This window comes from Halobacteriovorax sp. CON-3 (assembly GCF_043196995.1).
GTDB lineage: Bacteria > Bdellovibrionota > Bacteriovoracia > Bacteriovoracales > Bacteriovoracaceae > Halobacteriovorax_A.
Map to the genome: position 1 here is coordinate 1,945,267 of NZ_JBEBNA010000001.1, position 13,622 is coordinate 1,958,888.

Below are 13,622 nucleotides of genomic sequence, written 5' to 3' on the forward strand. Positions count from 1 at the left end.
TTTAGATTGTCATTTTAGAAAGCAAATTTCACACCACCCTTTAGGGCCGTGTTCTTAACAGTTACTTTAGTACCGTCGCTTGCAAATTCAGCTTTATCGCTTAAGTAATCGATTCCACCGTATAGATTGATATTTGGTCCATACTTATATTCAGCACCAGCAGCAACGTGGAAGTTACTTGTATCTTTTGCACTACCAAAAATCGAAACATCTTCTTCATAACCAGGATCAAGCATAAAATCGAATTGGAAATAAATTCTAATTCCTCTAACCAGTGGCATACTTGCTCTGGCACCGACTAAGATTCCACTAAAGTTTATTTCAGTAAATCCATCTGCTACTTGATTATCAAAACCATGTGTATATGATCCGTAACCAAAGAAGACATCAACTTGTGGGCCATAGAAGAAGCCCATTGGAAGATATTTATAACCTGCTAGTAATCTAAAACGAGATGAGTCCATCGAGTTACTATCAGAGACTAAATTACCTGCATCTTTTGAATACTTTCCAAAACCTTTTTCTAATTCTAGGCCAACCCAATAATTTCTTGTAAGCCACAGCTCACTATCAAAGGCGATTGCAAAATCAACTCCGTTAATTGATTTTGTTCCATTTGAAATTGATGAATTATTATTTGATCCTGTCCCAATCTTAAGGGCCAGTCCAAATTCACCTAATCGACCAAATGAAGATGTACGATCATTACCTTCAACTGGATCATATTTTAAATCTCTCTTTTCGGATTCTTTTGTATTCTTAGAAATTAATACCCAGTCTTCAGCTTGAATAAGACTCTTGTCTTCATAGCGAAGTACTTTTACTTGAGATAGTGATTCACCAACATGAATAATCCTACCTGTAGCAATTGTTTTTGTTTCCCAGTCAACGACTTCCTGAAGAAGTGGGTGCTTTCGACGTCGCATCGGACGTACAACCTTTACTTCATAATCAGTAAAGATACCGGCATCTTTTCCAAGATCAATTGAGAACTGTTGTCCTAGAACACCAAGTACACGAGCATCGTATGGAATTTGTTTTTCATATTGATCGAGCCAATTATTGGCCGTCTGAGCAATTAATCCAGGATCGTCACTATTAAGCTCAATTTTTTCATTGAAGTAGATATCTCTACCATTAGCTCCAAAGATTTGCATATTAACAGCAACACCTTTTGGAAGGCTTTCAATTTTAACTTTAATTAATGAGCCAGCATTTGTTTTTTCAGAAACCAATTTTAAAACTTTTGGATTCTCTAAGGCCGCATCTAGATTCTTCTTATAATTTGATAAAATATTGATAATTTCAGAATTATATTGGTAATAGCACCAACGTGATGATTTTAGGTAACCTTCAATTTTAGCAAAGACCTCATAACCTAGTGCTCCACCGACAGAGTCTCTTACAGGTAGAACCATACAACGACGTGCGCTTGGTGCAGCAAAAGTATCAAGTGCTAGTAAAAGTAAAAAACTAGTTATAAGTAATTTGATTGTTTTCATTGAGACGACCTTCGTAGAGATCTACGAGCATTTTATATTCATTATTTTCTTGCTTGGTTTTAATTAATTCTTTTTTAAGAAGTTCATGCTCTTCTTGTAAACGCTTTAGGTATACGATGGCGTTCGATGCACTTAGTGAATCGTTATATTCCCACTCGTTCATTTGAATCAGATATTTTCCCTGATCAAATTTCCAAATTAATTTATCTCTTTTTATATAGCGACGAATTGTTGATATTGAGATTCCCTTCAACAATGAATAGTCATTTATGTCCATCCAAATCATTTCTTAATTTTAACCAACTTGACGTGCTTTGCCAAAAATTATCAATACATAAATTCGTATTTCGAGTATAATTTTTTTATGAACAGAGTTGATATAGAAAACTTCAGGAATAAAAAGACTGCCCTGGTTCTTTCGGGCGGTGTCGTTAAAGCTGCCGCATGGCACCTTGGAGTAAGTTGGGCACTTCACGACCTTGGATTTACATTCAAGCATAATCATTCTGATGTAAATCCTGATTATGAAATCTCAACTTATGTTGGTTCGAGTGCAGGGGCCCTAATCAGTCTCTTTTTGGCCTCTGGCCATTCACCACTTGAAGTCATTGAAGCTTTTATTCATAAAAACAAATCTGGTTTGAAGCCAATTACATACAAGGATATGCTTTCACTTAAAAGGCCAAATTTAAAGCCCCACCATCCAAATCTCTACGATCCATTAGATGGTTTCCCTCTTGTTATCAAAAGCCTTTTAAAGCCAATCATGACAGTTTCGGGACTTTTCTCTACACAAGGGTTACACGATTACATTATAGAAAATATCATTAAGTCAAATAACTTCGATGATTACGATGCAGATCTCTTTATCATTGCTACACAATTAGATAATTCAAGAAAGACTATCTTTTCTCGCTATAATTATCCAAATCCTGGCCATGACCCAACAGCTCATTACTATACAGATATACCAATAGCTGAAGCTGCAACTGCTTCTATGAGTGTGCCGCCTTTTTATAGTCCGTACCCAATTCATAATACGGTAACAGATACTACTGACTTTTATATTGATGGTGAAATTCGTGAAACTCTTTCAACTCACGTTGCTGTTGATAATAATTGTGAGTATATCATTTCAAGTTGGACTCATACACCTTATCATTACCATGATGAGATTGGATCCCTTGCAAACTATGGCCTTCCAGCAATTTGTACTCAAGCTATTTATCTGATGATTCAAAAGAAAATCGTTGATTCAAGAGCAAGGAGAATTGCGGCCCAAGATATTATTGATACTGTAAATCAGTATATGCTCAATGAAAAATTTAGCAACGAACAACGCAGGCATATTACTTCAATCATCGAACGAAAGCTCAATTTTAACCCAAATGTAAAGCTTATCGATATTTTCCCAAAACATGATGATTACAATCTTTTCTTCGCTGATATCTTCAGCTTAAACCCTAAAAAGATGACTAAGATGCTTGAAGCTGGCTACAAGCGAACAATGGAAATATTTAATAATAAAGAATACGAATCTTAGAAATTTAAAGAAATAAAAAAGGCCCACATAAGTGGGCCTTCATATTTAAAATCTTTTATTGATTAAAGATCAAGTGGAACTGAAATTCCAACTAGGATTTCTTTTCCATCAAAGTCCGGGAAACCACCTGCACCATCGTAGCTCATTGCACGGTACTCTAAGTTAAGTGATACAAATGGAAGCATTGTGAAACCAACACCAACAGCAACTCCTGAACCATCAAAACTTGCTCCTGATGCTTCAATATCAGAAGAGAAGTAATAACTTGCATATCCTCTTAAAAGAATTGGAAGATCAACTGCTACGAATACACCTAGATTAGTAGTATCAGCATCAACATCACCTGTTGCATCATCAATAGTATATGAACCCATATTGTAATCAAGTCCAAAACTTACAAGCATTGGAAGTGAATAACCTAAACGACCACCGATATTTGTACCAGTAGTATCATCACCATCAGTATCACCTAGAATATTATAAGCTAGGTATGGCTCAACATAAATTCCAGCTTGTGCTTGGAAACCAGCAATCATAATCATCATTGCAACTAAAATCTTTTTCATACAATCTCCTCATAAGATAAATCTAGTAATATTCTCTCAAACTAGATATTTTCAATAATATATAATCCTTCAGTACAGAAACTTTGGGTGTATTGAATATTGCCTTCCCCAGAGTCAATTTTCGTATTCATAATCCCGTAATCATGGGAGATCACAAATACCTTCTCCGTAAGTCCTGTTATTTCGGCACTAACTGTTCCATCCTTGTCCATATAGTAAAAATCATAGGAACCGGATGGCCGCTGTGACGACATATAAGCTTCAAAACCAACTAATGGATTATTCAAATTAATTTGAATAACACATGCACCATTATCGGCCCGATTTTGAAAGAGCTCTTTTAAGTAATCAATATACTCAATAGATGGAATCACGACTTTCTTAATATCGTTGAATCCCACAAAGACCGAGGTCTCTTTACCAACTTCAATATAGTGTTTAAAACTGGCATCCCGCAATGGGGTAAGAATTTTATAGCGATTAAGCCCAACTTTAGAAGCCGAAATTTCACGGTTAAAGTAGCGAATATCATTATCGTTCAAGTTCAAAGACTGCAGTGTCTTAGCTGCAAGATTTTCTTCATAAACAGAAAAATTAATGGCCTTCGCATCTAAGAGTAAAGGTGCCTCATATGTAATTTCATCTTGAACAAGATGGATAATTTTTTGTGCAACCTTGCCCTTAAAGTCCATATACTTAATTAAATGATTTCCTAATTCAACATCGAGGTAGAGCTCGTAAACAAAGGCATCTCCAGGATCGACTTCTTTAAAGTTTCGATTAAGAAAGACCTTCTTTTTGAAGCTACCCATGAAAGTAGACGTATCAATCTTATCACCAAGATCCACTAAAATATGGGCCCCTGTTTCTTCTTTCACTTTATTCTTTTCTAATATCTTGAAAAGGTAATCACCATTAATAACAGGAATATCAAAGGTCGTATCACTTCGTGCACTTAACTCAAAATTTGTTCTAATAATTCCTTGGGCAGCAACTGAACCCCGAAAAGTTGAAAAGCTATCATCGCTAGAAATTGGAATAGTAATTTCACCCATCCCTGCATCAGTAAATAGCTCATTCAAGTTATACGTAGGAACTAAATCAAAATCCGTTAAATTATTCTTTGAAATACCCTTAGGCCCGAACTCACGTAACTTTACTTTGAAATTTGAAACTGATTTTTTCTTACGTGCAGCTGACTGAATAAAGCTTGAAAAATCGATGACTGGTTTATAATTCTTAGGTTTTCCTAATGCTGTTGGCTTAACTTTAACAATTGGTGCCTTCGTTAAAGCAGAAGGGTTCTTAAGAGCTTCTTTTTTGCCTTTAGTATCGCCGTAAGAAAAGAAAACGAGTTCTTCCTCATCTTTAATATTACCACTTACCTTAGCACCTTTTTGAACCCCAGAACTTGCCATAACAATTTCATCAGATTCAACATGCCCTTGATAAGCGATCGGTGGGACAAAACGTTTATGTAATTCAAATGTTTCTTTAACATCGAAACTCTTAGGCTTAAGAGTAACTATATCTCCGCCACTTAATGCATACGCATTTGCTAAAAATAAAGAAATGAAGAGATAAATAAACCTAATAATCATTAGCTCTATTTTCTCACTATTGGGATATTTAAGACTAAAGGGGCAGAAATTGCCGGTGAGTTCTAATTGGCAAAAGAAAGGCCCTGTTTCCAGGGCCTAATCTATTATTTCGAAATTTGCTTAACTAGTTGTAATCTAAGTTCCGCTCTTTCAAGCTTACGACGGTACTTAACTAATTCTTCATCAGTTAGTGTTCCTTTCAGCTTTTCACGAGCGTAAATTAGTGCATTTGTAGCTCTTTCCTCATCAATCTGACAGTTTTCTTCTGAAGTCAGAGATAGGATAGTAATTTGGTCGTTTAAAACCTTTACGATACCGTTAGTAACAGTGAAAAATCTTTCAGAATCATCACCATGTACAGCAACGCTACCAGTAGCTAGCTTCTCAACAATGTGAGTGTGACCATCAAGAACTTCAATCTCACCCTTTAAAGTAGGGATGAAAACTGAGTCTGCTGGTACGTTCTTCGCAACAACTGAGCTAGGCGTTAGAATATTTACAACAAAGTTACTCATTTATTAATCCTTTGCGTAGTTCCATGAGTTGCCCCATGGAACTTGCTACTTATTAAGCATCCTTCTTAAGTTGTTCCCACTTTTCATATACCATGTTTAGGTTACCAACAAGGTAGAAAGCTTGCTCAGGAACTTCATCACATTCACCAGCTAAGATAGCTTTGAATGCTTTGATCGTATCGTTGATATCAACAAATTGACCTGGGATACCTGTAAACTGCTCAGCAACGAAGAATGGTTGAGAAAGGAATTTCTCAATCTTTCTTGCACGACCAACAAGTACTTTATCTTCTTCAGAAAGTTCATCCATACCAAGAATCGCGATGATATCTTGAAGTTCCTTATATCTTTGAAGGATCTGTTGAACTGAACGAGCAGTATCATAGTGATCATCACCAAGGATAGCTGGAGAAAGAATTGTTGAAGATGACGAAAGTGGGTCTACCGCTGGGTAGATACCTTTTTCAGCAATTGAACGTGAAAGTTCAGTAGTCGCATCAAGGTGAGCGAATGTAGTTGCTGGAGCCGGGTCAGTATAGTCATCGGCAGGTACGTATACAGCTTGGATAGAAGTAATCGAACCATCTTTAGTTGAAGTAATACGCTCCTGCATAGCACCCATCTCAGTACCAAGAGTTGGTTGGTAACCTACGGCAGATGGAATACGTCCAAGTAGTGCAGATACCTCTGAACCAGCTTGTGTAAAACGGAAGATATTATCAACGAAGAATAGTACGTCTTGTTTTTCTTCATCACGGAAGTATTCCGCTAGAGAAAGACCAGTAAGAGCAACACGTGCACGTGCACCTGGTGGCTCATTCATCTGTCCATATACTAGAGCTGTCTTATCGATAACTCCTGATTCTTTCATTTCTTCGTAAAGGTCGTTTCCTTCACGAGTTCTTTCACCAACACCTGCGAATACTGAGAAACCACCGTGTTGAGTAGCAATGTTGTTGATAAGTTCCATAATAAGAACTGTTTTACCAACACCAGCACCACCAAATAGACCAATCTTTCCACCTTTTAGGTATGGAGCAAGAAGGTCAATAACTTTAATACCAGTAAAGAATGGCTCAAGTTTTGTTGATTGATTTTCAAATGATGGAGCTTCTCTGTGGATTGAATAAGATTTCTTATTACCTAATTCACCAGCTTCATCAATAGCCTCACCAACTACGTTGATGATACGACCAAGACACTCACGTCCTACAGGCGCTTGAATTGGAGCACCAGAGTCAGTAACAACTAAACCTCTTGAAAGACCTTCTGTTTGGTCCATAGCGATCGTTCTAACAACGTTATCACCTAGGTGAGTTGCAACTTCAAGAACAAGGTTATTTTCTTTGTCGTTGATTGTTGAGTTTGTAACTAAAAGGGCGTTATAGATTTCCGGTAAATTTCCATCAGCAAATTCAACGTCTACAACAGGACCCATAACTTGACGAATAACACCTTTTGCTTGTGACATTCTACGCTCCTTAACCATTGAGGGACTCAGCACCAGATACAACTTCAATAAGTTCAGTTGTAATCGCTGCTTGTCTCAATTTATTCATTTTAATAGTTAGTGTTCTAATTGCATCTTTACAGTTTCCAACGGCACTATCCATTGCTGACATACGTGATCCATGCTCTGCTGCTGTAGCATCTAATACTGCAGTCCACATTGCACTTGTGTATGCTTCTGGGATAAGGCCATCTAAAATATTTTCAGCACCAGGGTTGTATCTGAAATCAAACGGATACTTTTCCTTTAGCTCATCTCTTTCAGATGAATCAAGAGTCATTGGAAGTACTTGTTTAACAGTTGGTTCAACCTGGATAGCAGAATGGAAGATATTGTAAGCAATACTTACCTTTCCTACTTCACCAGTTGCGAAAAGCTCAGAAAGCTTAGTCGCAATAGTTTGAACTTCGTGAAATTGTGGTTCTGTTCTTTCAAAACCATAAGTTTCACCTTCATTAACAAGTTTCACAACAAGTTCTTTTACTTTAGTACCGATAAAGTGAACTTCAAGGTTGTTCGTATCTTCATGGTTTGCAAGATAAGCTTTAACAGCTTTTGCAAGACCTGAGTTATAACCACCACAAAGACCTTTATTTGAAGAAATTACAAGAAGTACTTCTTTCTTAGATTCGTTATTATTTAAGAAAGAGTGATTGTAACCTTCAACTAAAGCAGAAATTGTCTTAATTGAATCTTCTAATTCATTTGCATAAGGACGCGCATTCAGAATAGCATTCTGAGCCTTGTTTAGCTTTGCAGCTGAAACAAGTTTCATAGCTTCCGTAATCTTTAAAGTACCCTTAGTACTTTTGATTTTCTTTTTAAGATCCTTAATATTTGCCATTATGGCTCCTCAATTAATTAGTAGTTCTTACTTGCAATAAATTCTTTAATTGCAGTTGCTAATTTACCATCATTCTCACCAGAGATTTGTTTCTCTGATCTTAGTGAACTCATAAGATCTGAGTGAGAAGTATTTAGGTGATCTAGAAGATCTTTTTCAGCATCTCTTACTCTATCAACAGGTACTGAGTCGAACATACCTTTTGTACCAGCGTATACAGATACAGTTTGGTCGATAACATCAAATGGAGAATATTGTGCTTGTTTAAGTAGCTCAACAAGTCTCTCACCTTTTGAAAGTTGTTTTTGAGTCGCTTCATCTAGATCTGAACCGAAAGCCGCGAAAGCTTGAAGTTCACGGTACTGAGCAAGATCAAGTCTTAGAGTACCAGCAACTTTTTTCATTGCTTTAATCTGAGCAGAACCACCAACACGTGATACCGAGATACCAACGTTAACGGCCGGACGGATACCAGAGTTGAAAAGGTCACCTTCTAGGAAGATCTGACCATCTGTAATCGAAATTACGTTTGTTGGAATATATGCAGAAACGTCACCTTCTTGAGTTTCAATAACTGGAAGTGCAGTTAGTGAACCAGCTCCTAGGTCATCAGATAGTTTCGCCGCACGCTCAAGTAGTCTTGAGTGACAGTAGAAAACGTCCCCTGGGAATGCTTCACGTCCTGGTGGACGTCTAAGAAGTAGTGAAAGTTGACGATAAGCTTGTGCTTGTTTTGTTAAATCATCATAAACGATTAGTGCGTGCTTACCGCTATCTCTGTAGTACTCACCCATAGTACAACCAGTATATGGTGCTAGGTACTGAAGTGGTGCAGAGTTAGAAGCAGTTGCAGATACGATGATTGTATAATCAAGAGCACCAGCTTCTTTTAGTTTTTGTTGTACTTGACGTACTGTTGAGTTCTTTTGACCAATAGCTACGTAGATACAAACAACATCTTTACCTTTTTGGTTGATGATTGTATCGATTGCAACAGCAGTTTTACCTGTCTTTCTGTCACCAATGATAAGCTCACGTTGACCACGTCCGATTGGGATCATAGCGTCGATCGCTTTAATACCTGTTTGAAGTGGCTCATGTACAGATTTTCTACCTAGAATACCTGGAGCTTTAATTTCAACACGTCTTGAGTGTTCAGAAACGATTTCACCTTGTCCATCAATTGGATTACCAATAGCATCAACAACACGACCTAAAAGAGCGTCACCTACTGGTACTTCAACGATCTTTTGAGTTCTTTTTACTGTTGAACCTTCTGTGATTTTTGGATCATCACCAAGAATTGCAACACCAACGTTGTTAGTTTCTAGGTTTAGAACCATACCTTTTGTACCTGTAGCAAATTCTACAAGCTCTCCGGCCATTACGTTTTTAAGACCGAAAACTCTAGCAACACCATCACCAACAGTAAGAACTGTACCTACTTCGTCTACTTGAAGTTTAGTTTCGAAGTTAGCAATTCTGTCTTTGATAATGCTCGTAATTTCTTCTGGATTCATTGACATCATTTACCTCTACAATAATTGGCCATTAGCCATTTATAATTGATTCTTTTAAAGTATTAAGTTGTTTATCTACAGATGCATCGATTTGATAGTCTTCAACTGTCACACGAACACCTGCTGTAATTTTTTCGTTTTTTGTATAAGTTAACTCAGGTTCTGATCCAAGTTGTGACTTAATAAAAGACTTAATCTTATTAAGTGACTCAGTATCAATTGAATCTGCATTACCTTCAATTGTTCCTCTCATGAAACCTTTTTCATGATCATCCATAACGATAACTTCTTTAAAGATTAGAGGTAGAATACCAATTCTCTTTTCTTGAAGTAGGAAATTAATAAATGATTTTACAACTTGAGAAAGCCCTAACTTTGCTAATACATCATTTAGAACAGAAGCTTTTTCCTCAACAGTAAATACATCTAGAAACATTACGTTTTCTAAATCATTACTTGCATTGATTACTTCTGTAAGAGCAGTAAGCTCTTGTGCTGTATTAATATTAGACTCTTTACCTAGGCTGAAAATCGCTTTTGCATACGCTTTGGCTACATTCTTTTCTTTCATCTTACTAACCCTAGAACTATAGTCTTGAAATTAAATTGCTTGTTGCTTTATTTGATAATGAACTATCTGAGTGAATTTTATTCTTTGTTTTAGAAATTACTTCATCTAATAGCGATTCATTAAGTTGCTTAAGCATCATCTTCTTTTCAGATTCTAATTTGTGTGAAGAATCTACTTCCATTTTTTCCATTGATGCTTTGATTTCTTGAACGTAAGTTTCTTCGAACTTATCACCATCTTTTTTTGCGTTTGTGATAATTTGTTCTTTCTCACCTTCGATATTATCTAGCTTAGCTTTTGAAGCTGATAATACTTTTTCTGCTTTTGCATCTTTCTCAGCTGCATACTCTACAAGATCCTTAATTGAATCTGCTTTTTCTACAAATGAGTTTTTCATGAAAGGGATAATTTTCCATGCCATGAATCCAAAAACAATTGTGAAGTTAATTGCAGGAACTAGTAGGTCTGATAAATGACCACCGTGGTACTCACCACCAGCTGCAAATACGATATTACTAAAAACTAGAGCTAATAATAATTTCATTTAGTATCCTTATAATTTTAATGACTACTGTACAATTTTATCAACTAGAAGTGATGAAAGCTCATCAGCATCTTTCATGATAGCAACTTTCTTCTCTTCTAATTCTTGAGAGTATTTTGCCTTTTCTGAGTTAGCTTCTGTTTCAAGCTTATTAGCAAGTTCTTTTACCTTAACTGCTTCACGCTTAGTAACTTCTTCTTTCTTATTTTGAATTAAGTTGAAAGCTTCAGATTGAGCGCCTTCAATTTTTGACTTATATTCATTTTCTAGCTCAGTCGCAAGACGTGTCTTTTCGTCAGCACCAGATTCCATTTTAGTAGTTTTTGCTTCACGGTTCTCAAGAACTTCTTGAAGCTTAGACCAGATTAGGTTTCTTGTTACAAAGTAAAGAACTGTAACGATGGCCAATTGAATGAAAAAAGTAGAGTTGATACCTAGAGAGTTTAATACTGTATTGATAGTATCCATTAGTGACTACCCCAAATTGTGTAATAAGATTGGTTAAAAGTTCACTAATAATTAAACTTTATCTGGCCTATCGTCAAGATAAACCGCTTTTTTCTGAATGATTGTTAATATTTATTTAAGTTGTAAATAATCAAATTTATTTAATTATTTCTCGTCGTGCATCTTCGTTGTACCGTGGAAAATAACGCCGTCTTCCACGATAAGCGAAGGCGTAGTGATAGTCCCCTCGAAGCGAGCTGGCTTGATAATTTCAACGCGAGAAGTCGCCTTGATGTCACCTTTTACAATTCCACTAATCATAATTACGTCAGCAATAATGTCTGCATTAATTACAGCGGCCTCGGAAATAATTACCGTATCATTTGAAAAGATAGTTCCGTTCACAATTCCCGCAATGCGCCCTACACCGTTTAGTGTGATATTACCCTCGAGCTTACACCCGTCTTCGATAATCGCTGCCATTGTTCCTTGTGTCATAAATCTACCCTTTCCGTGGCTGGTTCTATAGGACCATATTTGATTTAAATTTTGGTTCTATAGGACCGGCCATCAAGACTGGTCCCATAGGACCAATAAAACATTATCTATTTAAAAGTAAGTATTCAAAAATATCATTAAATTCGGCTTCATTAGAGAATTTAAGTACAACTTCTCCTCCACCGTTTTTATTTGTTTTAATACCGAAATGATAACCAGTTTTTTGTTCTAGTTTTTCACGGTACTGTGACATTTTTCCATTAAAAAAGTCGAAGTTCTCTTCTTCTTTGCCAACTTTTGTTGGTCTCTTTGCCGACTTGATTAATTTTTCAGTTTCACGAACTGATAGATTATCAAGAGCTGCTTTATTTGCAATACGGATACAATCTTCTCTTTCTTTCACACCAGCTAAAATCTTAGCGTGTCCAAATGAAAGTTGATCCTTTTGAATTAACTCAACAACATCGCGTGGTAACTTAAGAATTCGTAGGAAGTTAGCTACTGTAGATCTTTCCTTTCCTACTTTCTTTGCAACTTCTTCTTGAGTTAAGTTGAAGTCTTCCATTAGTGCAAAGTAAGCTAGAGCTTCTTCTACACAATTAAGATCAGATCTTTGAACGTTTTCAATGATCGACATAACCATCTTTTCACGATCAGTTGCTCTTTTAATAACAACAGGAACTTGTGTAAGACCGGCAAGTTTAGAAGCACGAAGTCTTCTCTCACCAGCAACAAGTTCATATCCATTATCGGCCTTAACAACGATTAGTGGTTGAATAACACCGTTTTCTTTAATTGAATTAGAAAGCTCATGAAGCTCTTCTTCTTTAAAGATCTTTCTTGGTTGGTTTGGGTTTGCATGAATAACTGTAATATCAAGCATTGAAGGATTAGTTTCTACTTGTACAGCTGGAGTTGTATTAAGTACTGGTTTTGTAGGAGCTGGATTATCTGCTGCTACTTTTTGAAGATCAGAAAAAGCTGCTTGAGCCTTTGATGCTTTGGAAGCACCTTGAGTGCCACCAAGTAATGATCCCATTCCTTTTCCTAACGCCATTTTCTTAGCCATTGTCTCTTCCCCTTACCTATTGAATATTACCAGCTAGTGAACCATCGATTTCATTAGTCGAAGGAACCTGAGGTAATTCATTTTGAATTTCTACTGATTGTGCACGATCTTTAATAATAAGTTCTTTAGCTAGTGATAAGTAAGCTTCAGAACCTTTTGATTCAATATCGTAAAGGATAATTGGTTTACCAAAAGATGGACACTCGGCGAGTTTTACATTTCTAGGTATTACCGATTGAAATACTTTTTCGCCGAAGTGCCTTCTAATCTCTTCTGCAACTTGCTTGTGAAGAGATGCTCTCCCATCAAACATAGTAAGGACGATTCCGTCCATTTCTAATGTAGGATTTAAATTTGCTTTAATAAGTTTAACTGTGTTTACAAGTTGTGCCAGACCTTCCATTGCAAGATATTCAGTTTGCATTGGTACAATAAAGCTCTGAGCAGCGTTTAACGCGTTCACAGTTAAAAGACCAAGTGAAGGAGGACAATCAATTAGGATATAGTCGTAAGAATCCATTACTGGCATAAAAGCTGTCTTAAGCTTTGATTCTCTAGCGAATTCACTTACTAACTCAATCTCTGCTCCAGATAAGTTATTATCAGATGGACAGATATGAAGATTAGGTAATTCAGTTTCGTAGATACATTCACGAATATCTGTTTTACCAATCATTGCATGATAGATATTGCTTCCATTATGCTGCGCTGAATCAAGCCCTAAGCTAACACTACCGTTACCCTGAGGGTCTAGGTCAATTACCAGAGTTTTTTTCTCGGCTACTGCAAGGCAGGCAGCAAGGTTAATTGTAGTTGTTGTCTTACCAACACCACCCTTCTGATTCATGAGTGCAATAATTTTAGCCATTTATGTCTCCCAAAAGATATAGTT

General features: G+C 36.6%; 15 protein-coding genes. 1 reads left to right on the plus strand and 14 read right to left on the minus strand.

Going from position 1 to position 13,622, the window contains the following annotated elements; genetic code table 11:
• Positions 1-14: 14 nt before the first annotated feature.
• Together ABMA72_RS09280 and ABMA72_RS09285 are read right to left on the minus strand one after the other, a co-directional pair.
• Positions 15-1,502 (minus strand): hypothetical protein, encoded by a 1,488-nt coding sequence (locus ABMA72_RS09280; protein ID WP_393056880.1) that lies wholly within the window; start codon positions 1,500-1,502, stop codon positions 15-17.
• Entirely contained in the window at positions 1,474-1,788 is a 315-nt protein-coding gene (locus ABMA72_RS09285; RefSeq protein ID WP_146037886.1) for a hypothetical protein, read from the minus strand. The genes ABMA72_RS09280 and ABMA72_RS09285 overlap by 29 nt, the downstream gene beginning before the upstream one ends.
• Positions 1,789-1,866: 78 nt before the next feature.
• Between ABMA72_RS09285 and ABMA72_RS09290 the strand changes: the two genes are divergently transcribed.
• Positions 1,867-3,045, plus strand: coding sequence for a patatin-like phospholipase family protein (locus ABMA72_RS09290; RefSeq protein WP_393056882.1), 1,179 nt, complete (start codon positions 1,867-1,869; stop codon positions 3,043-3,045).
• A 62-nt stretch (positions 3,046-3,107) separates the two neighbouring features.
• Here the strand turns inward: ABMA72_RS09290 and ABMA72_RS09295 are convergent, their stop codons facing one another.
• The 12 genes from ABMA72_RS09295 to ABMA72_RS09350 all read right to left on the minus strand — a co-directional run bounded on the left by ABMA72_RS09295 (position 3,108) and on the right by ABMA72_RS09350 (position 13,598).
• Positions 3,108-3,611 carry an outer membrane beta-barrel protein gene (locus ABMA72_RS09295; protein WP_392861422.1) on the minus strand — a complete coding sequence of 168 codons (504 nt, stop codon included), beginning with the start codon at positions 3,609-3,611 and terminating at the stop codon, positions 3,108-3,110.
• 41 nt (positions 3,612-3,652) lie between these two features.
• A complete protein-coding gene (locus tag ABMA72_RS09300) occupies positions 3,653-5,212 on the minus strand; it encodes a hypothetical protein (protein WP_393056884.1) in 1,560 nt (519 codons plus the stop codon).
• Between the two features lie 104 nt (positions 5,213-5,316).
• Entirely contained in the window at positions 5,317-5,727 is a 411-nt protein-coding gene (atpC, locus tag ABMA72_RS09305; protein WP_393056886.1) for an ATP synthase F1 subunit epsilon, read from the minus strand.
• A 52-nt stretch (positions 5,728-5,779) separates the two neighbouring features.
• On the minus strand, positions 5,780-7,198 hold the full coding sequence (gene atpD, locus ABMA72_RS09310) for a F0F1 ATP synthase subunit beta (protein ID WP_392861417.1): 1,419 nt from the start codon (positions 7,196-7,198) through the stop codon (positions 5,780-5,782).
• A gap of 10 nt (positions 7,199-7,208) precedes the next feature.
• Complete coding sequence (atpG, locus tag ABMA72_RS09315) at positions 7,209-8,081, minus strand: ATP synthase F1 subunit gamma (RefSeq protein ID WP_392861416.1); 873 nt, start codon at positions 8,079-8,081, stop codon at positions 7,209-7,211.
• A 17-nt stretch (positions 8,082-8,098) separates the two neighbouring features.
• The gene (gene atpA, locus ABMA72_RS09320) at positions 8,099-9,607 is read right to left on the minus strand and encodes a F0F1 ATP synthase subunit alpha (protein WP_103218615.1); all 1,509 of its coding nucleotides are present in this window, start codon (positions 9,605-9,607) and stop codon (positions 8,099-8,101) included.
• Positions 9,608-9,632: 25 nt separating this feature from the next.
• Entirely contained in the window at positions 9,633-10,172 is a 540-nt protein-coding gene (gene atpH, locus ABMA72_RS09325) for an ATP synthase F1 subunit delta (protein WP_392861414.1), read from the minus strand.
• Positions 10,173-10,188: 16 nt separating this feature from the next.
• Entirely contained in the window at positions 10,189-10,716 is a 528-nt protein-coding gene (locus ABMA72_RS09330) for a hypothetical protein (RefSeq protein WP_393056888.1), read from the minus strand.
• Positions 10,717-10,740: 24 nt separating this feature from the next.
• A complete protein-coding gene (locus tag ABMA72_RS09335) occupies positions 10,741-11,184 on the minus strand; it encodes a hypothetical protein (RefSeq protein ID WP_392861411.1) in 444 nt (147 codons plus the stop codon).
• A gap of 144 nt (positions 11,185-11,328) precedes the next feature.
• Positions 11,329-11,661, minus strand: coding sequence for a polymer-forming cytoskeletal protein (locus tag ABMA72_RS09340; protein WP_103218611.1), 333 nt, complete (start codon positions 11,659-11,661; stop codon positions 11,329-11,331).
• Positions 11,662-11,764: 103 nt separating this feature from the next.
• Entirely contained in the window at positions 11,765-12,730 is a 966-nt protein-coding gene (locus tag ABMA72_RS09345) for a ParB/RepB/Spo0J family partition protein (protein ID WP_392861409.1), read from the minus strand.
• Positions 12,731-12,746: 16 nt separating this feature from the next.
• Positions 12,747-13,598: an AAA family ATPase gene (locus ABMA72_RS09350; RefSeq protein ID WP_393056890.1), complete on the minus strand. Its 852-nt coding sequence runs from the start codon at positions 13,596-13,598 to the stop codon at positions 12,747-12,749.
• Positions 13,599-13,622 lie beyond the last annotated feature (24 nt).

What these genes read in the sequence shown, in the direction of transcription:
- atpH (WP_392861414.1), bottom strand. Translation starts at nt 10,172, where the DNA reads ATGAAAGAAAAGAATGTAGCCAAAGCGTATGCAAAAGCGATTTTCAGC.
- ABMA72_RS09335 (WP_392861411.1), bottom strand. Translation starts at nt 11,184, where the DNA reads ATGGATACTATCAATACAGTATTAAACTCTCTAGGTATCAACTCTACT.
- ABMA72_RS09350 (WP_393056890.1), bottom strand. Translation starts at nt 13,598, where the DNA reads ATGGCTAAAATTATTGCACTCATGAATCAGAAGGGTGGTGTTGGTAAG.
- ABMA72_RS09340 (WP_103218611.1), bottom strand. Translation starts at nt 11,661, where the DNA reads ATGACACAAGGAACAATGGCAGCGATTATCGAAGACGGGTGTAAGCTC.
- atpA (WP_103218615.1), bottom strand. Translation starts at nt 9,607, where the DNA reads ATGTCAATGAATCCAGAAGAAATTACGAGCATTATCAAAGACAGAATT.
- atpD (WP_392861417.1), bottom strand. Translation starts at nt 7,198, where the DNA reads ATGTCACAAGCAAAAGGTGTTATTCGTCAAGTTATGGGTCCTGTTGTA.
- ABMA72_RS09285 (WP_146037886.1), bottom strand. Translation starts at nt 1,788, where the DNA reads ATGATTTGGATGGACATAAATGACTATTCATTGTTGAAGGGAATCTCA.
- ABMA72_RS09345 (WP_392861409.1), bottom strand. Translation starts at nt 12,730, where the DNA reads ATGGCTAAGAAAATGGCGTTAGGAAAAGGAATGGGATCATTACTTGGT.
- ABMA72_RS09290 (WP_393056882.1), top strand. Translation starts at nt 1,867, where the DNA reads ATGAACAGAGTTGATATAGAAAACTTCAGGAATAAAAAGACTGCCCTG.
- ABMA72_RS09280 (WP_393056880.1), bottom strand. Translation starts at nt 1,502, where the DNA reads ATGAAAACAATCAAATTACTTATAACTAGTTTTTTACTTTTACTAGCA.
- atpC (WP_393056886.1), bottom strand. Translation starts at nt 5,727, where the DNA reads ATGAGTAACTTTGTTGTAAATATTCTAACGCCTAGCTCAGTTGTTGCG.
- atpG (WP_392861416.1), bottom strand. Translation starts at nt 8,081, where the DNA reads ATGGCAAATATTAAGGATCTTAAAAAGAAAATCAAAAGTACTAAGGGT.
- ABMA72_RS09295 (WP_392861422.1), bottom strand. Translation starts at nt 3,611, where the DNA reads ATGAAAAAGATTTTAGTTGCAATGATGATTATGATTGCTGGTTTCCAA.
- ABMA72_RS09300 (WP_393056884.1), bottom strand. Translation starts at nt 5,212, where the DNA reads ATGATTATTAGGTTTATTTATCTCTTCATTTCTTTATTTTTAGCAAAT.
- ABMA72_RS09330 (WP_393056888.1), bottom strand. Translation starts at nt 10,716, where the DNA reads ATGAAATTATTATTAGCTCTAGTTTTTAGTAATATCGTATTTGCAGCT.